Annotated in this window: 29 protein-coding genes; 4 read left to right on the top strand and 25 right to left on the bottom strand. The window is 39.0% G+C overall.

Translation table 11 applies throughout. The features are described from left to right. Window positions 1–68 precede the first annotated feature (68 nt). Both ACRPLY_RS11710 and ACRPLY_RS11705 read right to left on the bottom strand, forming a co-directional pair. Entirely contained in the window at window positions 69–950 is an 882-nt protein-coding gene (locus ACRPLY_RS11710; protein ID WP_028414516.1) for a PhzF family phenazine biosynthesis protein, read from the bottom strand. Window positions 951–964: 14 nt separating this feature from the next. Continuing rightward, on the bottom strand, window positions 965–1,309 hold the full coding sequence (locus ACRPLY_RS11705; RefSeq protein WP_028414517.1) for a YunG family protein: 345 nt from the start codon (window positions 1,307–1,309) through the stop codon (window positions 965–967). Window positions 1,310–1,499: 190 nt separating this feature from the next. On the opposite strand from ACRPLY_RS11705, the gene ACRPLY_RS11700 reads away from it, so the two are divergent. Beyond that, window positions 1,500–2,273, top strand: coding sequence for a DUF2628 domain-containing protein (locus ACRPLY_RS11700; protein WP_028414518.1), 774 nt, complete (start codon window positions 1,500–1,502; stop codon window positions 2,271–2,273). A 58-nt stretch (window positions 2,274–2,331) separates the two neighbouring features. On the opposite strand, the gene ACRPLY_RS11695 is transcribed toward ACRPLY_RS11700, so the two are convergent. From ACRPLY_RS11695 to ACRPLY_RS11685, 3 genes are all read right to left on the bottom strand, one after another. Further along, entirely contained in the window at window positions 2,332–3,468 is a 1,137-nt protein-coding gene (locus tag ACRPLY_RS11695; protein ID WP_048019595.1) for a GAF domain-containing sensor histidine kinase, read from the bottom strand. An 80-nt stretch (window positions 3,469–3,548) separates the two neighbouring features. After that, window positions 3,549–4,121 (bottom strand): GNAT family N-acetyltransferase, encoded by a 573-nt coding sequence (locus ACRPLY_RS11690; RefSeq protein ID WP_028414520.1) that lies wholly within the window; start codon window positions 4,119–4,121, stop codon window positions 3,549–3,551. Window positions 4,122–4,468: 347 nt separating this feature from the next. Next, a complete protein-coding gene (locus ACRPLY_RS11685; RefSeq protein ID WP_432231858.1) occupies window positions 4,469–4,810 on the bottom strand; it encodes a hypothetical protein in 342 nt (113 codons plus the stop codon). A gap of 516 nt (window positions 4,811–5,326) precedes the next feature. On the opposite strand from ACRPLY_RS11685, the gene yjcZ reads away from it, so the two are divergent. Next, on the top strand, window positions 5,327–5,476 hold the full coding sequence (gene yjcZ, locus ACRPLY_RS11680) for a sporulation protein YjcZ (protein WP_014459214.1): 150 nt from the start codon (window positions 5,327–5,329) through the stop codon (window positions 5,474–5,476). Window positions 5,477–5,774: 298 nt separating this feature from the next. On the opposite strand, the gene ACRPLY_RS11675 is transcribed toward yjcZ, so the two are convergent. The 3 genes from ACRPLY_RS11675 to ACRPLY_RS11665 all read right to left on the bottom strand — a co-directional run bounded on the left by ACRPLY_RS11675 (window position 5,775) and on the right by ACRPLY_RS11665 (window position 7,925). Continuing rightward, on the bottom strand, window positions 5,775–6,221 hold the full coding sequence (locus tag ACRPLY_RS11675; RefSeq protein WP_028414522.1) for a GNAT family N-acetyltransferase: 447 nt from the start codon (window positions 6,219–6,221) through the stop codon (window positions 5,775–5,777). Window positions 6,222–6,241: 20 nt separating this feature from the next. After that, a complete protein-coding gene (locus ACRPLY_RS11670; protein WP_025751010.1) occupies window positions 6,242–6,625 on the bottom strand; it encodes a MerR family transcriptional regulator in 384 nt (127 codons plus the stop codon). Window positions 6,626–6,989: 364 nt separating this feature from the next. Continuing rightward, window positions 6,990–7,925: an aldo/keto reductase gene (locus ACRPLY_RS11665; protein ID WP_325078168.1), complete on the bottom strand. Its 936-nt coding sequence runs from the start codon at window positions 7,923–7,925 to the stop codon at window positions 6,990–6,992. A gap of 269 nt (window positions 7,926–8,194) precedes the next feature. On the opposite strand from ACRPLY_RS11665, the gene ACRPLY_RS11660 reads away from it, so the two are divergent. Continuing rightward, a complete protein-coding gene (locus tag ACRPLY_RS11660; RefSeq protein ID WP_154990220.1) occupies window positions 8,195–8,410 on the top strand; it encodes a hypothetical protein in 216 nt (71 codons plus the stop codon). Window positions 8,411–8,444: 34 nt separating this feature from the next. Here ACRPLY_RS11660 and ACRPLY_RS11655 read toward each other — a convergent pair whose 3' ends face one another. Then, window positions 8,445–9,365 (bottom strand): EamA family transporter, encoded by a 921-nt coding sequence (locus ACRPLY_RS11655; RefSeq protein ID WP_154990218.1) that lies wholly within the window; start codon window positions 9,363–9,365, stop codon window positions 8,445–8,447. A 108-nt stretch (window positions 9,366–9,473) separates the two neighbouring features. Here ACRPLY_RS11655 and ACRPLY_RS11650 point away from each other — a divergent pair, with 108 nt between their 5' ends. Continuing rightward, window positions 9,474–10,373 carry an AraC family transcriptional regulator gene (locus ACRPLY_RS11650; protein WP_165636465.1) on the top strand — a complete coding sequence of 300 codons (900 nt, stop codon included), beginning with the start codon at window positions 9,474–9,476 and terminating at the stop codon, window positions 10,371–10,373. Between the two features lie 30 nt (window positions 10,374–10,403). On the opposite strand, the gene gvpU is transcribed toward ACRPLY_RS11650, so the two are convergent. From gvpU to ACRPLY_RS11570, 16 genes are all read right to left on the bottom strand, one after another. Continuing rightward, window positions 10,404–10,820: a gas vesicle accessory protein GvpU gene (gvpU, locus tag ACRPLY_RS11645; protein ID WP_013057987.1), complete on the bottom strand. Its 417-nt coding sequence runs from the start codon at window positions 10,818–10,820 to the stop codon at window positions 10,404–10,406. Window positions 10,821–10,843: 23 nt separating this feature from the next. Beyond that, window positions 10,844–11,725 carry a YtxH domain-containing protein gene (gene gvpT / locus ACRPLY_RS11640; RefSeq protein WP_033580321.1) on the bottom strand — a complete coding sequence of 294 codons (882 nt, stop codon included), beginning with the start codon at window positions 11,723–11,725 and terminating at the stop codon, window positions 10,844–10,846. 36 nt (window positions 11,726–11,761) lie between these two features. Beyond that, window positions 11,762–12,064: a gas vesicle protein gene (gene gvpJ / locus ACRPLY_RS11635; RefSeq protein WP_028414528.1), complete on the bottom strand. Its 303-nt coding sequence runs from the start codon at window positions 12,062–12,064 to the stop codon at window positions 11,762–11,764. Between the two features lie 21 nt (window positions 12,065–12,085). After that, a complete protein-coding gene (locus ACRPLY_RS11630; RefSeq protein ID WP_028414529.1) occupies window positions 12,086–12,370 on the bottom strand; it encodes a gas vesicle protein K in 285 nt (94 codons plus the stop codon). Next, window positions 12,321–12,611, bottom strand: coding sequence for a gas vesicle protein (locus ACRPLY_RS11625; RefSeq protein WP_028414530.1), 291 nt, complete (start codon window positions 12,609–12,611; stop codon window positions 12,321–12,323). Before ACRPLY_RS11625 ends, ACRPLY_RS11630 begins: the two co-directional genes overlap by 50 nt. A 17-nt stretch (window positions 12,612–12,628) precedes the next feature. Continuing rightward, entirely contained in the window at window positions 12,629–13,438 is an 810-nt protein-coding gene (locus tag ACRPLY_RS11620; RefSeq protein ID WP_224980292.1) for a GvpL/GvpF family gas vesicle protein, read from the bottom strand. Next, complete coding sequence (locus ACRPLY_RS11615; RefSeq protein ID WP_013084016.1) at window positions 13,439–13,705, bottom strand: gas vesicle protein GvpG; 267 nt, start codon at window positions 13,703–13,705, stop codon at window positions 13,439–13,441. It lies immediately after the preceding gene. A gap of 1 nt (window position 13,706) precedes the next feature. Beyond that, a complete protein-coding gene (locus ACRPLY_RS11610; protein ID WP_224980294.1) occupies window positions 13,707–14,474 on the bottom strand; it encodes a GvpL/GvpF family gas vesicle protein in 768 nt (255 codons plus the stop codon). A 14-nt stretch (window positions 14,475–14,488) separates the two neighbouring features. After that, on the bottom strand, window positions 14,489–15,415 hold the full coding sequence (gene gvpN, locus ACRPLY_RS11605) for a gas vesicle protein GvpN (RefSeq protein ID WP_033580318.1): 927 nt from the start codon (window positions 15,413–15,415) through the stop codon (window positions 14,489–14,491). 28 nt (window positions 15,416–15,443) lie between these two features. After that, a complete protein-coding gene (gene gvpO / locus ACRPLY_RS11600) occupies window positions 15,444–15,710 on the bottom strand; it encodes a gas vesicle protein GvpO (protein ID WP_033580317.1) in 267 nt (88 codons plus the stop codon). 74 nt (window positions 15,711–15,784) lie between these two features. Beyond that, window positions 15,785–16,051: a gas vesicle structural protein GvpA gene (gene gvpJ, locus ACRPLY_RS11595; RefSeq protein ID WP_013057997.1), complete on the bottom strand. Its 267-nt coding sequence runs from the start codon at window positions 16,049–16,051 to the stop codon at window positions 15,785–15,787. 19 nt (window positions 16,052–16,070) lie between these two features. Further along, the gene (gene gvpQ, locus ACRPLY_RS11590; RefSeq protein ID WP_033580316.1) at window positions 16,071–16,544 is read right to left on the bottom strand and encodes a gas vesicle protein GvpQ; all 474 of its coding nucleotides are present in this window, start codon (window positions 16,542–16,544) and stop codon (window positions 16,071–16,073) included. 25 nt (window positions 16,545–16,569) lie between these two features. Then, window positions 16,570–17,055, bottom strand: coding sequence for a GvpT/GvpP family gas vesicle accessory protein (gene gvpT / locus ACRPLY_RS11585; RefSeq protein ID WP_048019585.1), 486 nt, complete (start codon window positions 17,053–17,055; stop codon window positions 16,570–16,572). Between the two features lie 60 nt (window positions 17,056–17,115). After that, complete coding sequence (gvpA, locus tag ACRPLY_RS11580; RefSeq protein WP_013058000.1) at window positions 17,116–17,376, bottom strand: gas vesicle structural protein GvpA; 261 nt, start codon at window positions 17,374–17,376, stop codon at window positions 17,116–17,118. 450 nt (window positions 17,377–17,826) lie between these two features. After that, window positions 17,827–18,312 carry a general stress protein gene (locus tag ACRPLY_RS11575; protein ID WP_033580314.1) on the bottom strand — a complete coding sequence of 162 codons (486 nt, stop codon included), beginning with the start codon at window positions 18,310–18,312 and terminating at the stop codon, window positions 17,827–17,829. A gap of 108 nt (window positions 18,313–18,420) precedes the next feature. Further along, entirely contained in the window at window positions 18,421–19,641 is a 1,221-nt protein-coding gene (locus tag ACRPLY_RS11570) for an MFS transporter (protein WP_165636463.1), read from the bottom strand. Between the last annotated feature and the right edge of the window lie 5 nt (window positions 19,642–19,646).

The raw sequence follows: 19,646 nt of genomic DNA, 5'->3' as shown, positions 1-19,646 counted from the left end.
AAACGCCGTGTTCATATTGCGTTTTTATTAGGGTAGAGACTTATTGTGAACAGCAGATGAACAGCTTGTTACAAAATCCATTCACCGCGCGCAATCATCTCTACTTTTCCGCCTACTTTAATGTGAAAAGTTTCTCCGTCATAACTAGCTTTTACATACAGCAGTGAAGGTCTTCCTATTTCGTATCCTTGTTCTACACATATGTCAATAGCTTGCTGATTAAAATAACCGTATTTGACTAAATATGCTGCTAAACAGCCGTTGGCGCTGCCAGTTGCCGCATCTTCTGGAACGCCGTAATAATCAGCAAAATCTCGCACGTTTACGTGATGATCTTCGTGATAGGTTTCCGGTGAAAAGACCATAATTGCTTTTGCTTCCGTGTTTTCTATCAGCTTGAAATATTTTTCTTTGTCTACGTTTATCTCTTTAGCTGCTTCTAATGATGTTAACGGGACAAGGATGACCGGCAGACCCGTGGATACTTCTTGAACGGGAAAACGCATATCGATATAAGTTTCATCAAGGTTTAACACGTCCGCCACCTGCTTTTTATCTAACACTTTCCCAAACGTCGGCTGACCTTGTGTCATCCACAGTACATCTTTTTGTTCATCATATGTAACGGGCGTAGGACCTGCTTTATAATGAAGAATAAGCTCCTCTGTATCTTTTTCTTCTAGTTCTTCTCGGATAACACAAGCGGTACCGAGCGTCGGATGGCCTGCAAATGGTACTTCTTCATTAGGTGTAAAAATCCGCACGTCATATTCTCCTTTTTGCGGAGAAGCCGACGTAATGAACGTCGTTTCAGAGAAATTAATTTCTTTAGCCATTTGCTGCATCTCTTTGTCTGAAAGGCTTCCTGCGTCTTTAAAAACGGCTAGCTGATTTCCCGTATATTTTCTCTGTGCAAATACATCAACAATGGAATACTGAATAGTTTTCATTCCTGTGTTCCTTTCTAACGCAAATTTTTATGTACAAAATGGGTCATTACTTTTTTCTTTAAAGCCTCATATTGCTCCTCATTCGTATCCATAAACGCTTCTTCCCGACTGGATAAAATATCTGCGTAATGGAGAGGCTCACGAAATTGTTCTTGTGTAAAATCATAGCGCTGTTCGTTGAGCTGATTATAGAAATGCCAGCCTTCTTTACACGGAGTTTTTAAAATATCTCCTCCTTTGATATCTTGAACGACAAGAGCTGTCACGCCGCACTGTCCTTTAGCAGGATTGTCAGCCGTCCACTTCGTGCTCGAATGAATTGACCACGATTGATGCAGGGCTTTCTTTAAACGATTCACGTTGGGGAAGCTCCTTTTTCTTCAAATCTACCATATTCTTCTTTTTTATGAAAGTTCTCATTAAAAAATTGACAGCGCAAATATTCTTACTTTAAAAATAATTTAAGGAAGAATAGAAAAATACTAGAAATAATGTATAATAATAGAGTCATTTTAGATGATAGATTATAAACAATGAAAGGTGTTTTAAATGGAAGAACAAGCAGTAAATGAACTCCTGTCTTTTGAAGAAGAGTATAAAGTAGTTCAAACAAATACGCCGTATTATGATTTGAAATGGGGAAAAACAGCCAATCCAGCTAAAAACAACACGTGGAACTGGGCAGCCTTTTTTCTGACAAGCGCTTGGTTTGCATACCGAAAAATGTATAAGCACTTTTTTATTTTAACGCTTATTGAAGTATTTTGGTTTTCCCTTTTGTGCTTTGTAGACATACCAGAGTGGTCGGATGCAATTGTATTCGGCGGTGCTTCACTTATTACAGGGCTATGTGCCAACCGCTGGTATTATAAACACGTTAAAAACGTGTTAGCTCGAGCCGAAGCTCAGCCGGAGCAGCGGAAAGAAGCTTATTTGCAAATAAAAGGCGGCACTCACATCGGAATTGCTATTGGTTTAAGTATCTTAGCGCTTGTGATTACGTTTGGAGTCGGAGCGGGATTATCATATTTACCAACAAAAACAAATATTAAAGATGTGGTTCGCTACGGCGACGAAGCAATTACGCTTGAAACGTACAACGATCATCCAAAATGGACCTATATTAAAAAAGAAGGCCGTCATCACGTTGTACAATTTACCGGCTACGATTATACAGAAAAAGAGCATGTGCGCATTGTGTTTAACGTTTATTTGGATAAACAAATTTACGAATGGGACAAAATTTACATCAACGGCAAAAAGTTAAACAAAAAAGATGCGGAAGACTATGAATACTGGATTGAAGACAGTTCAGCATATTAAAAAAGTCAGCCAAAAAAGAAAGGATGAGTGCGTACTCTCCTTTCTTTTTTGTTTTATCTTAAAGCGTCAAAGGCAGCTTCACCGTCACTACTGTCCCGTTCTCATCACTTTCAATCGCAAGCGTACCGTTATGCTCGTTGATGATCGTTTTACAAATAGAAAGCCCTAACCCCATGCCTGTTCCATCTTTTGTTGAGAAAAACGGATTTCCTACTTTATTAATAATGGATAGCGGAATCCCAGAACCGGTATCTTGAATGTCAATAAGAGCCCAATCTTCCCATTCTTTGATAATAAGATTTACTTCCCCGTGTTTCTTTTTCTCCATTGCTTCAATGGCATTTTTCAAAAGATTCATAAACACTTGTCTCATTTGAGCAGGATCGATTGATACAAGTGGAATGGCTCCTTCTATTCTTACGTTCATTTCGACATTATACAGCGCAGCTTCACTTTTCAAGAAAGCAACGGTATCATGAATAACTTCTACAATCGATACGATTTCTTTTTTAGGCGCTGTTGGCTGCGTGACAAGCAAAAAGTTGTTAATAAGTTCATTCATACGATCCAGTTCATCAAGAACAATTTTTTGAAAAGGCTCTGCCTGCTCATTTTCATTAAATAAAAATTGAATAAAGCCGCGCACCGACTGCATCGGGTTTCGAATCTCATGCGCTAACCCTGCTGCTAGCTGCCCTACGAGTGCCAGCTTATCAAGCTGCAGAATTTTCTCTTCAATTTTCGGCAAAACAGCCGCTTGATTTTTATAAATAATATGAGACAAAATACCAGCCAGCCGGTTTAACCCTTGAATTTCACTTTCGCTAAACGGATAAGGATCCGGATCGACCGCACATAAGGTACCAAACATTCTCCCATCTTCTAGCACAATAGGTGTTCCTAAATAAGAACCTACCCGGGCACCATCAATGATGGCTAAATTAGACGTTCTAACATCGCGTTTTGTATTGGGAATAACAAGGGGTTCATCACACGTGACTAAGTTGCATACCGCAAGCTCTAACGGCAGCGTCAGTCCATCCTCTACAAGGCTTCCCCCTTCTTTATTAAAGGCTTTCATAACTGAAAATTGTTCGTCGAAAATCCCTACAAACAGCGTCCTGCTTCCGACTACTTCGCTGGCCATCTGCAATACATCCCAAACGGCTTTTTCATTGATGTTCCTCTCTTCCATTACCTTAGTCACCTACTATTTAAATATAGACTGTTCTATTCTCTTATTCTCATTATAAATTTTAAATGTACAAACGTATATCAAAATTTTAAGAACTCGTTTATTTCTTCTATTTTGTCATTAGGGTTAAGGATAGCTAAGACTTGATGATCTTCCCATATGCCATTAATATTTACATTTTTTCTAGCGATTCCTTCTCTATGAAACCCAGCTTTTTCGAGTACGCGCTGAGAAGGCACATTACGTGGCATGACGCCGGCTTCAATGCGGTGAAGATGCAGCTCTTCAAACGCATAGTCAACAAGTGCTTTTATGGCTTCTGTTGCGTACCCTTTCCCATTATGATGGTGATCTAAAAAATAGCCGATAACTGCGCTTTGTAAAGATCCCCGCATCACTTGAAAAAGACTAATGGTGCCAATTAATTTATTATTCTCTTTTTGAAAAAGACCAAAATAGTATTCTTGATCGTTTTTCCTATTCTCTTCGTGACGCTGAATTTTTTCTACTTGGCTCTCTAATGTATAAAAAGAATGCTCTCGACTCATAGAAAACTGCTTAAAAAAGTCTCGATTGTCCTTTTGCAATCGGAGGCTGTCGTGCGCATCGCTGGCAGTCAACGGGCGCAAATAAATAGTGTGGCTTTCAATCATGTTATGTCTCTCCCTCTTTTACTTCTCACAGAAAGTTGTGTAAAAAGAATGCTTCGTTAATATCTTCCATTTTCTCACATAGTAAGCGTTTCTTACTGTAATGTAAAGAACCAAAAGCACGATTCTAACATCTTTTCTTTATCTCTTCCTGCCACTATTTTTTATTTCTTCACTATGTAAAATCAAAAACCACCTGGAAAAATGACCAGGTGGTTTTATATATGAGATGGGGTGTACGTTCTGATTCACTGTGGATGGATATAATGCCTTACGTTTCCAAACAGACTTCCTTATAGAAAAGAATGATATAAAAAATACTTCTTCTGAGATTTTTCTTTTATTTATATTTAACAGCCGCAGCCAAAGCCATAACCGCCGTAGCCGCCATACGGATAACCACCGTAACCGTATCCGTAACCGCCATAGCCATATGGTGATAGCAGTGAGCCTGCTACTAGCCCACCTGCTAATCCTCCTAAAAATGGACCTCCAAAGCCATAGCCGAATGGTCTGCCAAAGCCAAAGCCAAACGGGCGTCCAAAACCAAACGGTCTGCCAAAGCCAAAGGGCCTGCCAAAGCCAAAGGGCCTGCCAAAGCCAAAGGGCCTGCCAATAAACCTTTCATCTGCGTGTTGAAGTTGATGATCTTGAGAATACATAGTGGGTAAAAAATGCATTTCTGAATCCATAAGAGAAACCTCCGTTTTTTTGTTTTTTGCTTTCACCCAAGAATATGCATTTACCTATTCGCTGTCTTGGGCAAATATCTTAGTTATGCTGAAAATAAGGGAAAAGAATTACGAAAAAAAGCAAATGACTAAGTTTATATGAAAATGAGCTTGATTTCTCTTTAGTACCTAATACATACAAAAGAAGCGGATCCTGACTTAGAAGGGTATACGGAAAGTACTAACATGTTTACTTCATAGTAAAAAACAAGAAGCCGAAGAAAAAATTCTTCGGCTTCTACTTCATTATGTACGCAGGCTAAGGAGGAAGTGGTATTAGCCTGCTTCGTTATAACATGGGGGCTCATATATGAGATCTTGGGATGATTCATCCTATGTAGAAAGTGAAAAAAAGTACCGTGTCCATCTTATTTTCTTATCTTTTTTTATTTTCATTGAAATCATTGGATATTTTTGGAGCACTTTTGCATTTCAGGCATATGTTAAAAATGTACTCAGAACTTGGAGGTGAACTATATGGGCTTCTATGGTGGCTGTGGTTATGGCGGTTACGGTTACGGCGGTGGCGGCTGCGGATTTGGCAGTGGCTTTGCTTTAATCATCGTATTATTCATTTTATTAATCATCATCGGCTGTGCTTGCTGGGGAGGATTTGGCGGTTGCTAATCATTAGAAATAATGATGAACAGCTTCATTTTCACTAATTTTTTTACCAAAAGCTAGCTTTCCACTTTATTATGAAAAAGCAGTGTCCACATAAGGGGCACTGTTTTTAGGTGTGCTCACAATGAGACTCACCACTGAGAAAAAACCACGGGCTTTTTAATCTACCGTTCCTTGTTTACGCCTTCTCATTACCTTATTTTTCTTGTTCATACTTCCCTTTCTTCTACATATTAATAGGTAAAAAGAGTAATTAAAAAGAGAGCCACTCTGCAGCTCTCTTCCCGCTTTATGTAAAAAATTATACAAACGATTTTTTCAAGACGACCCGCTGATCATTTACAGTATAGCCGTTTCTTTCATAAAAAGCCTGTGCAGCTCCTCCAGTCGCCGTTAAGAGATACAAGCTGTTGATATCGTGTCTTTGAAGTTCGTTCTCAAACCGGCTTAAGATAGCTGAACCATATCCTTTTCCTTGCACGCTTGCACTGACGCAAAGCTCGGCCACGTAAAAGGTCATACCGCTGTATGATTTTTTCGCGTGACCTGCAATCATGCCAATCAACTCTCCTTGGTCATAAAATAAATAGCCTATAAATTTAGGCGTGTTCAGTAGATCAGTCAGCCTTTCTTTAGCTGATTCTTCCGTCCATGGTTCATCCCAAGGCTTTTTTGTAAATACATCTAGATACAAGTCAATGCACTGCTGTATATTCTCTGCAGTGAGAGGTACTACTTTTTCGATCATTTTTACGCTTCCTTTTTTGTTTAGTTTGAAGGCTTGTTAACAATTCGCTCGTACATTTCCGGCAGGTGCTTAATTTTATAATCAATCGTCTCAAGCTTGTGATGGATTTCTTCGATTTCTTTTTGCACCGCTTTTTTATGGTCCATCAGCATTTGCAGACTTTTATCAAGCACGGCATTTTCAAGCGTACAGTTTTCAATAAGCGTTCGAATATCCTTGATTTGCATACCCGTGCTTTTTAAACAGCAAATTAAATCAATCCATTCAATATCTTGTTCTTTAAAAATACGATTTCCTGACGCTGTACGATCTAAAAATGGAAAAAGCCCTTCTTTATCATAATAGCGAATGGTATAAATTGTCACGTTCAATTTCTTCGCAACTTGTGAAATGGTATACGTCATACTGCTTCCTCCTACATCTTAACCTTCTCAGAAAAACATCATGATTTTGCCTTGACCTCTAGTTATCTCGAGGATTTATTCTTTTAGAGTCTTCTTCATTGCGCTTTTTATGCTGCAGACTTTTTGTACAAGCAGCAACATACATTCAACTCAGAAAGGATGATACGATGAATACTGCTCACATGATGCTTACCATTGTAATCGGCGGTTTTATTGCCTTTTTATTAGGTTTTGGCGTCACAAAAATAATTGAGCTGCTGCTAAATCTTTTTCTAGCTTAACCAGTAGTTCTTATCGTAAAACGCAGGTAACTCCGTTCTATGTTCGAACGGAGTTACCTGTTTTATTTTAGAGACTAAAGCGGTTAAGGCACCATGTTGCCAGCGGCTTTATAAATATCGTACCATTCTTGGCGTGTTAACTTGATTTCTGAACCTTTGCTTGCATCTTTCATACGCTGAATATTTGTCGTACCAAGTACTACTTGAATATTTGCAGGATGCGTTGTAATCCACGCAACGGCAATCGCTGTATTCGTCACGCTATATTTACTTGCGATGCAATCAATTACTTCGTTTAGCTTTCCAAATTTCTCTTTATCACCTAGGAAAGGTCCTTCAAAAAATCCGTTTTGGAACGGCGACCATGCTTGAAGCGTGATATCATTTAAACGGCAATATTCAAGCACGCTGCTGTCACGGTTCACAGCTTGGTCGATACCCATATTTAACGAAATACCAGAATCAATGATTGGCGTATGTGCGATGCTGAACTGCACTTGGTTTACGACAAGCTTTTGGTTAATATATTTTTCAAGCAGCTGAATTTGCGCTGGGTTGTGATTCGATACACCAAAGTGAAGTACCTTTCCGCTGCTTTGAAGCTCATTAAATGCTTCTGCTACTTCTTCAGGGTCCATTAGTGGATCTGGACGATGCAGTAATAAAAGATCTAAGTAATCTGTTTTTAAACGCTCTAAGCTGCCGTTAACAGAGTCTATGATATGCTTCTTTGAAAAGTCATAGTAATTTTCCGCTGCGTTAATGCCGCATTTGCTTTGAATCACCATTTTTTCACGAAGACTTGGGTTCATTTGTATAGCGTTTGCAAAATATTCTTCGCATTGTCCTACATAATCAGGACCGTAAATATCAGCATGATCAAAAAAGTTAATTTCTTCTTCCATCGCTGTGCGGATTAGCTTCTCTGCTTCTTGTAAAGAAAGCTCTGTTAAACGCATGTTTCCCATAATTAAATTTGATACGTGTAAGTCAGTATTAGCAATTGTATGATACTTCATGTAAAGCCCCTCCTTGAAATAATACTACTACAAGATAAACCATAGAGTTAACTCTAGGTCAAGCAGAAAGAATAAAAAATTTTGCAAGCAGCGGCGGTAAAACACCCTATCTTTTTTGGTAAAAAGATGAAATACTAGGTTGTGGTGTGATAAAAGTCACTGCCGCTTTGCATTTGATTTAGTAGTATATGTTACGTTCTTTTCTTCCTTTTTATCAAAGCTTATTTCATAGCAATACATTAATTTATCAGGCAAAGGAGTTTATCACCATGGAGAAAACGAAAACAAAACAATTTGAAATACATTATTCCGTTCTAAAAGATGAAGCCAAAATCAAAGGAACTTTTTTAGTAGAAGCTGCTAAAAACCGAGACGACGCATCAAGACTTGCTAAATTAAATGTTTCTACAAAAGAAAGAGTGTTTATTCAATATGTAAAGATTTTAAAAGTCAAACGAGTGTCCACAGATTCGGTGGCAAAGTGACATTGGTTTGCTTCTTCTTTTAGCAAGCCTCCATTTATGCTGAAAGTGTCGTCTCAGAAGATGCTTGTTTCGTTCGTGTGAGTAGTAGAACTAATCCAATAATACAAGCTGTGCCAATCCATTGATAAAAACCAAAAGGCTCTTTCAGCCAAACAACGGTTGTAATAACAGCGGCTAAAGGTTCTAAACTTCCAAGCAAACTCGTTTCTTTAGGTAAAAGACTTTGCAAGCTTTCTACGTAAAACCAAAAAGCAAGCATCGTGCCAAAAATAATGACAAATAAAATATATCCCCAAGTTATTGGTGATAAGCTTGACGCTTCCCAAGGCGGATGAATAAAGCTCATTACGCTTCCCCCAATTACCATTGACCAGCCAACGATAACAAGCGAACTGTACTTTTTGATCAGCGGGACGGCATACAGCGTATAAAATGCTGCTGCTACGCCGGATAACACTCCCCAAACAACGGCAGATACAGGCACAGACAGCTGAGAAATAGAGCCGTTTGTTAATAAAAAAAAGCAGCCCCCCAGTGCCAGCAGAACAGTGATGACGTCTTGTCGCGTAAATATAGACTGCTTGCGCAAAAGCAAATAAATGATAATCATCACCGGTGATAAATACTGCAGCAGCGTAGCTACTGCTGCATTTCCATGCTTAATAGAAGCCATATACGTATACTGAACGGCGAGCATACCAGCTATGGCAAAAACGACGAGCTGAAAAGCTGACTTTCGGTTCTTCCATACTCCAAGTACGTGATAACGATTCCTTTTTATACATGAAATCATTAACAGCAAAAAACCCGCAGTGAGCAGCCGTACTGAAACAAGCCAGTCTACACTGATTTCAAATTCTTGAAAAAGCTTTTGAGCAACCGTTCCTCCCATCCCCCAACATATAGCTCCCATTGTTACAAAGAAGAACCCTTTTTTTCTGCTGAGATCGTTCATCTTTCATCCCTCACTTTTATTATAAGAATAGTGTTATAATAAGTGAAAAATGGGGCAGAAAATACGCATATTGCATTAAAAAATATAAATATATTGAGGTGACCATGTATGCCAGCAGCACATTTTAAAATTGATGAAAACTTAAAAGAGCTAACGACCCATCGCACCGTTGAGCTGCCAGTAGCATGTTATCAAACAACGATCAGTGATCACATAAACGGCTACATCCCTCTTCACTGGCATGATGAGCTTCAATTTGTATTGGTTATAAAAGGTCATGCGTCTTTTCAAATAAATGAAAAAACAGTGACTGTAAAACAAGGCTACGGACTGTTTATTAACAGCGGATGTCTTCATATGACTGAAGACATAAACAAATCCGGCTGCGTGTACATTTGTTTAAATGTTTCTCCTCATTTTCTTGTGCCGCAAGAGCTTTTTACAAATTACGTTTATCCCTACATTCATGCAACGAATCTACCACATTTATTCATCAGTCCAAAGCAAGCGTGGGGGAATAACGTGTTAGAGTCTATACATAAGATATACACATGGATTCATAAGCAGCCGCATCACTATGAAATAGAGATTGCCTCTGCACTCAGCATACTGTGGAAAAATGTAATTCTTAACGGTTTGCAGCTGAAATACAATGAAAAAGAAATGATCAAAAATCAGCGGATGAAGCAAATGCTTAATTGGATTCATTTGCACTTTGCTGAAAAGATTACGCTCGATGATATTGCCAAAGCGGGACAATTAAGCCGTTCTGAATGCTGTCGATATTTCAAGAAAATGTTAAAAAAATCTCCTTTGACCTATGTATTAAACTATCGAATTCAGCAAAGCTTAGTTATGCTGCAGCAAGCAGAAGCAAATGTGACGGACGTCGCCTATCAAGTAGGATTTAATAGTACAAGCTATTTTATTAATCAGTTTCGAAAAGAAATGAAGATGACTCCGCTCATGTATCGAAAAAAGAAGCTGCATATCTCATCACATCACTAAAAAACGGCGGGGCACTCACCCCGCCGTTTTTTATGAACTCTTTTTACTCGTTGATTTTGCATCAGAAATCTTCCCTAAGAAGAATCCGTCTACTTCTGCTATTTTTCCTCTCCAAAAGATCTTTCCTTTTGAAGGAGTAGACTTACTGTCTCCACAGTAGATCTTTGTATTTTTCAAATGAATAAAATGGGCTTCTGCTTCTCCGTTTGATTCGCTCGCTTCGCTTGCTAAAGAGAATTGTTCGCTTAGCGCCTGAGCCACTTCACTGCCTTCTTCAAACGTTTCGCTTAAGTAATCAAAGTATTCTTTTGCTGAAATCATGGTACCGGAAATCACAGCGCCGTTTACATTTAATGAAATATCAAGTGAAAAGCCGTGTTTATTAGAAGCTTTCACAAAGTATTCAAGCGTATTGTCTTTAGTTGAAAAAGAAGGGCCTGTACTCATGTATTTCTTTCCTCCTTTACGTCTTAGGCTGTTGTATCGTCTTCACTAGAAAGAGATGTTGCGTCATCATCTTCTTCATCCGTGTTTTTCTTTGCTTTTGTATTTTTTGATTTTTTAGCTGTTGACTTTTTTGGTTTCGCTTCCTTTTTTTCTTCTTCACTTTCCTCTTCTTCGTCTTCTTCTTCTGTTTTTACTTTTTTATTTTTTTTGTTTGAACGAGAATCTTCCTCTTCTTCCTCGCTGTCTTCGTCACTTTCACTTTCTTCTTCCTCTTCTTGCTCCTCTTCTTTTTTGTTCTTTTTACGAGGCTTAGATGTTTCTTCTTCGTTTTCATCGTCCTGCTCGTTTTCTTCGTTCTCATCGTTCTCTTCTTCGTCAGAATCTGTATCTTCCGCTTCTTCATTTTGATTTTTATTGAGGCTAAGCTCAACAAGCATGTTCATTTTTTCTTCAAGCTGTGATAAACGGTCTTGAAGCGTTTGATTTTCTTCTTTTAACTCATCGTACTCTTGAACGTTATCGTCTTCTGTTTCGCTACTAGAAGAATTTACGTTTTCTTCATCATCTTTTGATTTATCTTTATCTTTTTTAAACAAGCTTCCCGCAGATGTTTTCAGGCTGGCCACGCTGCTTTTTGATTTTTCTTTTACCTTTGTTCCTAAATCAGATGCTTTGCTTTTTAATTCGTCTGTATCGATGCGGTCAAGAAGGCTTTTTCGATTTTCAGGAGTCGATACATATCCAATCGTTGCACCGATGATACCTCCTGCTACCGCTCGTTTGATTGGCCCGCTGCTTGTTGTTTTGCTTGCTTTTGAATCGTTCTTTTCTTTTGAACCGTTTTCCGTATTTTTGTTTTCCTTGTTTTCTGCCTGTGTGTTATCTAATTTTGTTTCAGTTGCCATTGTAAATCCCTCCATTTTTTAAGTAGCGTACAGTTTTTAACGTTCTGTTTCTATTTTTTCTTCAAGCGTTTTTAACCGCTCATGCAGCATTTTATTTTCTTCTTCGAGCGCTTTACTATTGGCTCCTTTTGAACTGAGATAGGGATCATTTTCCCACCAGTCCATGCCGATTTCTTTTGCTTTATCAACCGAAGCCACAATCAAGCGGATCTTTATCGTTAATAGCTCGACATCTGCAATTCCTACGGTGATGTCCCCCGCTATGACGACTCCTTTATCCAAAATCTTTTCGAGCACATCTACAATCGTACTTGACTGCATATTATGTTCGACTGCCATACTGTTCCTCCCACTGACCGCTTAAAGCAGGCTGCCTAGCGGTCCAAGATCAATATTTAAATCTTCTGCGTCCAGACCGAACACCTCTTTCAACTCGTCCATTTTTTCTTCTAAGTTCATTAGTGCAATTCCTAAGTTTTCAATTTGTTCGTCCGTCAACGTTCCACCCTCCACCCGCCTCATGGCATGACGTTCAACGATTTGCCTCAATAGCTCAATAACTGTCATCACAAGCTGCGCTAAGCCTTGTTCAGCTTTATCGGGATCCAAGTGGATTCGTCCATTTGCTTGGCTGACCGGTTGCATCCAGTAATTCCTCCTTTTGTTTATCAAATTGTTCAGAAGTGATGGGTTTGCGATTTCCTTCTTTTGCTTGCACAAGCGTTTCAACCGAAGAAATAAGCACCCGCAAATCCAAATACACTAAATCGACGCCGGCTATGGAAATGATTAAGTCTCCTTTAATGGCGACTCCTTTATCTAAAATGACATCTAAAATATCAATAAGAGCAATATCTTTATTCTCCATGGATTGTTTAAGAGACATAATGTTAATTCCTCACTTTACGCAAAGCTCGAGAAATGATAGGGTGGCCATGGTCCCGTCACTTCAAATTTCCAGCCTTTATTTTCAAGCTTTTGCTGAAGCTCTTCTATTTCGTTTACAAACTTAGTGATCTGCAGAGACGGAAGAAGAAACACGCTGTTCCACGCCATCTGTTCAGCTGCGCCCGTTACGTCCTTGCTCCAATTCTTTTTAACAGAGTCGTAAAGCGACAGTTCTTTTAGCTTGTCATGTATCTCTTCACACACTTTGTTTTTGTGAAGCTCTAATTCTCTTTCAATCAGCTGATCTATTTTTTTCTTTTCAAAAAACTGTCTTCCTGGTGACAATTCACTAATTTCTTCTTTTTTCGCTTTCACGCTTTCATTCGTTTCGCTGATTCCTTTTTTAAGCTCTTTATCATCACAGTAAATCTTCACGTTCCACTCTTCATTTCCTTGAAGCAGCGTCAGTGAATTCTCTAGCTTTTCTTTGTTAAGCTCAATAGCTGCTTGCAGACTTTCTTTACTTTTATAAATGGTGCAAAATTTTAATGGAATGATCGTAAATTCTTCGTACAAAGCGGCTACGGTTTCGTGATGATGAAATGCTTTTTCCTGCAGCCAGCTCATATCCTGCTCCATTTTTTCTTTAATCACTTCTTCTGAATAGGCGTCAGCATCCAGCTTAGAAACGACAGCCGTCACCTGATCAATCGTTATTGGGTACAGTGAATGTTCTCCGTCAAACCCTTTATAAGATGGAAACGGCTCTCTGGCTGCTGCTTCTTTTGTTGGAATTAAACCGTATAAATACAGTAATTCTCCCATCTAGGATTCCTCATTTCTTTTTTTTGTCAGCTCTTCCCATTGTTCAATTTCTCTGCGTTTCGCGATTTCGTACCTCATTAACAATTCATCTTCTTTTTCTTGAAACGCTTCTTCCGGAATTTCACCAAGCTCAAACATCATTTGAAGCTGAATGAGTTTTTGCTGAATCGTCGGAAGGTCATATAGCTGTTTATCAGCTTCTTCCTGTACTTTTTCGCCGATTTTCACTACAAGGTTAATAGGTGCGGTTACTAATTTGTGAAGCACGTTATTTCTCTTCTACTTTTAGGCGAATGTTCACAAAATTATAAGCAGGCCATGGACCGCTGTAATGAAAATCGGCTTTGTCTTTCCAGTTTTCATGCGCTTCATTCACTTTTTCATCAAACCTCGCTTCGTCTTCTCGGTTAATTAAGAAAGAAGCGTTTAAAAGCATCGTTTCGCCCGTTGGCTCATTTGCTTTTGCTGCTTCAGCTGCTTCTTCAAGCGGAGAAAACACATCTGTCTTGACTTCTTTTTGCAGGGAAGTAAACATCTTTTGAGCCATTCCTCCAAGCTGAATACGCTCATAATAACCGGCTGCTTCTGATTTTCCTTTTACGGATGCTGATACTTTTTCAAGTTCAGGATTTTCGTTTACTTTTTTCTCGAGCCATTCTTTTTTTCCAATTACTTTTAAACCAACTTCAATTTTTCCTTTGATGGCTGGAAACAGCTTTTCAAACTGCGGATAAAGGTTTTCTAAAAGAACTTTTACGTCTTCTTTTGATTTGAATACATTCCCAAAGCTGATTGGAATAACCGTATCATTTTTGTCCATAATCGCTGCTACTGCGTGTTGATGCATTAATAGATTTTGACGATTAGGATGATAAATTTTCATCGGCACTTCAGCTGCTACCATCGCCGCGTCTTTGTAGCGAATCAAAAACGTTTCAGCTTTTGTTCCTTCTACTTCTACCGATCCAAAATCTTCGTCTTTATCCGTTTGAATGGCGCTAAAAATATAAATGCCCGTTTCGTTTGTTTCACTCATGTTTTCAAGCTCCTTTACTTTTCTTCAGTGTCTATATTCTTACACTCTTCTAAAATGATTTTTTCGGCTTTGCTTTTTGCATTTTTCTCGTCTAAACATTTGGTAAGCGGATGATGCAAAATATCCATACATAACGTTTGAAAATCTTCATCATCTCCATCGATAGCAATGTCTTGCTGCGTAGCAAGGGTAGCGATCATAAGCGAAGCCCGCAGGCTAAGCCCGCTGCTGTTTTCGTCTCCAGAGCGGTTTCGCACGTTTGCTACGAGCGTTACAATTGTGCGCGCTTCGTCTTCTTCTACATCCGTTTTCTCCGTTAAAATCGCTGTCTCTCTGTCGATGTCTTTATAATCAATAAACATAGTAATTAACCTGTCAAGAAGCGCATCTTGCGTATCATATACGCCGGCATACTCAGCTGGGTTGCTCGTGAAAATGACGCGGAAATCGGGATGCACGCGTACAAAAGGATCGGTCATTTTCACTCCATACAGCGGCAGCACGCCTTCTTCTAATATCGATAGAAAGATATTATTCGTCGCAGGCTTAGACCGAGTAAATTCGTCGTAAATCAGCGTATAGCCGTTTTTTACGGCTTCAAGCAACCGTCCATCCTGCCAGTTTTCACTTACTTGTTCATCTTTTTTATAAACAGAACGAACATACTGGTCGATTACTTTTTTGCTCGTATAGCCCGTAAAATCGCCAATTAAATCTTTGTTGTTGAGCTCGTGATTCCCGTGCATCAGCATCACAGGACGCTTTCTCTTTTTAGCAAGCGCTCGCGCTAAAGAGGTTTTACCTCCGCCGGCAGGACCTGTAAAATGAATGGAATAGCCGGATTTTAAATAGCTCAGCGCTCTTGAAAGAACCTCTTTTGTCTCGTCATCTTGTATAAAAGCTCCACTGCCTTTTTTCCTTTTGTCTGTTAAGACGGTCATTTTTACGTTCCTCCTGCCATCTTATCGTTTATGCTTCAATGCCAATGGCGCTTCTATATCTGACGTCGAGTCGTTTGAATGAAATGACTTCTTTTTCTTTATTTAAAAAGCACTCGTATGTTCCAAGCATTTCATCTTTGGCGTACTTTTTCATATATTCTCGTTCTTCAATGACTTCAACAATAACTCTCCAGCCTTCATCTTCAGTGACTTCCACCGAGGTAATTTTATGAGGAGGAGCTACGTTTTCAGCAAAAAAGTCGTTCACGGCTTGCATAATTTTTTTAATTTCCATCTTTAGTAGCCTCCAATAGTTAGATCTAAAAGCTGGAACCACCCTCAAAAAGGAAGGTTCCATACCACTTCATATTAAATACTAAAACGCGGCTGCCCTTCACTTGAATTTGAACGTTCAGGAAGGCCGTTTTCTTCTACGTCGTCACGAAGAAGCCCTACTGCTTCTGCATAGCGTAACCATGTATCAACACTGGCAATAACCACTCGTGCTTCAATTGTTAAAATTTCAATTCCTACAACAGACACTCTTGCAAACGCATCAATAACAATTCCTTTATCTAAAATACGGTCAATGACTTCTGCTAAACTTGAACTATTAGTACTTTTTTGAATAGACATATCCCATTTCTCCTTTCGCTTATGATCCCATTGTTTTTAAATCTGTAGATGATTTAATATCATTGGAACTTTTAATCTTAGTAGAGCTTTTAATATCCGTTGCTTTTTTAATCTGATTTACGCCTTTTATTTTCCGCTTGTTTTTTGACTTATCTTTATCGTCTGAAGAAGAAACTTTTTCTTGAAAGTCTTCTCCAGCTTCTTTTACATCGCTAAGCTTATCTTTTACTGATAATAAGACGTCTTGAAGCTTTTCTTTTGCGTCTTCTCCTTTGCCGTGTACCTTTTGAGCATTTTTTTCTTTCGTTTCCTGCAGTTTTTCTGACGCTTCATCCGCTTTTTCCTGCAGTTTCCCTTCGGTTTTTTCGACAAACTTTTCTTTCGCTTTTTCTTTAACCTTTTCTTCTACTTTCTCCTTAACAGGTTCAGGCGTGTGCTCAACTATTTTTTTCCCTGCTTTTAAGGCTGCTTTCTCCACATCTTTTTTATCCATGAAATTCCCCTTCAGGACGGATATCTTACTTCTTCGCGTCCATGAGTTTGTTTAGCATCTCTTCAATGCGCTGCAGCTGATCGTTCATATTTTTATTTTCTTCTTTTAACTCTTCGTACTGAGACGTTTCCATTTCTGCGCTTGCGCTGACTTCTTCCTGCGAATCTCCCTGTTCATTTGATGTTTCTTCTTTTTTCTTTTTAGGTGCCAGCAGCTTGCTTAAATTGTCTTTTTCAAGATAGCCTGTAGCCGTCTGTCTTAACGCTCCCATCGCTTGCTGCGTTAAAATATCCTGTGCGTTTCTTCTTAACTCTTGTCCTGTCGCACGTACAATTTCTGATTGTCCTAAGCGACTGAGTACTTTTTTACTCGTTTGCGGACTTGAAAGAAGTCCAATTCCCGCTCCTACTACGCCTCCTAAAATGGCAAGATTCAAAGAATTTTGCGTTTTTTCTTCCTGCTGCTGATTTTCTTGTTTTTCACTTTGTACATTCTTATCAGTTGTTGACATGTTTCATCCTCTTTTCTCTTATTATTATTTATTTAATGAATTTTCTTACGATTAAAAGACTTAAAAACTAAGCCCTGCTCCTCGCTCCTCTGTTCGGCCAGGCAGCCCTTCTTCCTCTACTTTGTCGGTTAATAACCCGACCGCTTCTGCGTAGCGAAGCCACGTATCGACACTTGCAATAACGACTCGTGCTTCAATCGTTAAAATTTCAATTCCTACGAGTGATACTCGAGCAAAAGCATCGATGACAATTCCTTTGTCTAGAATTCGATCAATCACTTCTGCTAAACTTGAACTATCTGTACTTTTTTGAATACTCATTTTTTAGCAGCTCCTTTCGAGATTTAACTAAATGAATGATGCTACTAAACAACCTGCTTAACTTTTTTTAGTAAACATACTTTTGAAATATACTTTTTAGCCCTCTTTCAAACATGAATAATTTGCTAAAAATTAATTCTTGAAAAATAATTAGAAAATTATTCTACTTCGTATAATAGTTTACAGTTAATTTATGGATGTATTTTGCGCGTAAATCCCGTTGTTAAAGCTTTTATTGAAACTAAAATTCCAAAATAAAACAATAAATACATTATTGTTACAATAATATTACATTATAATTTAAGGCATATTATCTTTCAGGTTACCCTCAAATACTTTGATATTTTTAACTATTATGGAATATTATTGTGCATGTAGTTCTCTTAAATAAAACCAGCGCATAAAAAAAGCTGCCGCACTGCGACAGCTTTCTCCTATACATAATAAGTTCTATAAAATCATTCCGGTTAAAGGCGCTTTCGGGTTTCCATCATGATCCCAGTCTTCTTTGTCTACTAAAACAAGCAGGCTGCCTTCTTTGACTGAATCATTATAGTGCTCGGCCTGCTGTTTTGGAATTCCCATACCGACTAAAATACCAGACAGACCTCCTACACTCGCACCAGCTGCTGCACCTGTTAATGTAGCTACAATCGGACCAGCCGCTACAATTGGGCCTATTCCCGGGATTGCAAGAGCTCCGGCACCTGCTAATATTCCGGTCAAGCTCCCTAACGTACCTCCGGTAAGCGCTCCAGTTGCTGCCCCTTCTGCTTTTGTATTCGTTTCTTTCTGAACTTTTTTGGTCTTTTTATGTTTACCGATAATAGATATTTCTTCTGATGCGTATCCTTCTTTTTTTAAATTCTCTACAGCATGAATTGCTTCTTGTTCCGTTTCATATACTCCCACAACATTCTTTGCTTTTGCTTCCATACTATCTCCTCCTCATTAATGTTGTGTGTACCCGGGAGCATGACTTTGAAACGTTTTAGAGAGTAAGAGGTCTTCTCTATTCTTAAATAAATGGCCCTACATCACTTTTCATTTAGTGACGTTTTTATTTAAAAATGAATGAACTCGCTCTTTTTTTAACCATATTCCTCCACAAGCAATGATGCATGCAGCCGTACTAAAAGCCAACGCGTAGCTCCGGAGCCAATCCACAAGGAGCCCAAACCAAATCGGTGCAAGCACAATGGCAAATTGATTGAGCGTTAACGCAATGCTTACCGTTAAACCGATAAAACGATCATCCGCTTTTTCTGCTATTAACACGATAAACAAACTAAACCAGCCAATTGCAAAAAAGCCGAGGCTAAAACAAAAAATAGTTAGTAGCCAAAAAGGCAAAGTAAATCCAATATAAGAAATAGCTATGATTAGTCCTACAGTCACCCAAACCGTCGCTTGCAAAGGTGTTCTTCGATTTCCGTTATACACATGATCGCTTAGCCAGGCTAAAGCAATTCTCCCAATCATTCCCCCTAACAGTGTGACGCTCAACAACATGCCCGCTGAAGCAAAATCCATCTTTATGGCTTTCGTTAAATAGCTTATAAAGTGCGCCACAATGATCATTTGAAGAGAAATCATTGAAACACCTACAAAGAATAAGGGATAGAGCGTTTTATCTTGAGAAATACGCATGATTTTTTGACGAAGCGTAAATGTTTCTTTTTTTTCTGGCGATGATGGGTATTCTCGATAGAATACTAAAAAAAGAAGACCTCCCCCGATAGCTGCCGCAGCCTGTATGAGAACAGCCCCATGCCACCCGTATTGATAAAACACCAGCGGTAATGCCGCGGAAGCAACAGCGCCTCCAATGGGAATTCCCGTTTGCCGAATCCCCATGGCAAGGCCTCTATGATGAGATGGAAACCACTTCACCACGGCTTTACTTCCTCCTGGCTGTGCTGTTCCATACCACACTCCTGCTGCGAGAAGTACGCCTGTTAGATACAAATAATGATCAACGCTATAGGCAAAAAGCATGCTTATCCCCAGCAAAATAGATCCTCCTCCTACAAGCCACCTTTCTCCATATCGATCCATCCAGTTTCCAAAGAACAGCATGGAAAAAATCGGACCAATTTGAACAGCTGATACGAGCAGTCCTGTTTGAAACTGCGATAAATCATATAGTCTTTGCCAAAGCGCTGCCAATGGTCCCGCGCCGTACGTGACAAACGTTGCACACGCCTGAGAAAGGGTGGCAATAAATAAAATCATCCACTTATAAGAAGCTTTTTGTCTGCTCATTTTCT

Source organism: Priestia sp. TGN 0903 (assembly GCF_050846855.1).
GTDB lineage: Bacteria > Bacillota > Bacilli > Bacillales > Bacillaceae_H > Priestia > Priestia zanthoxyli.
Note: the sequence above shows the minus strand (reverse complement) of the source record. Positions and strands in the feature narration are given on the sequence as shown.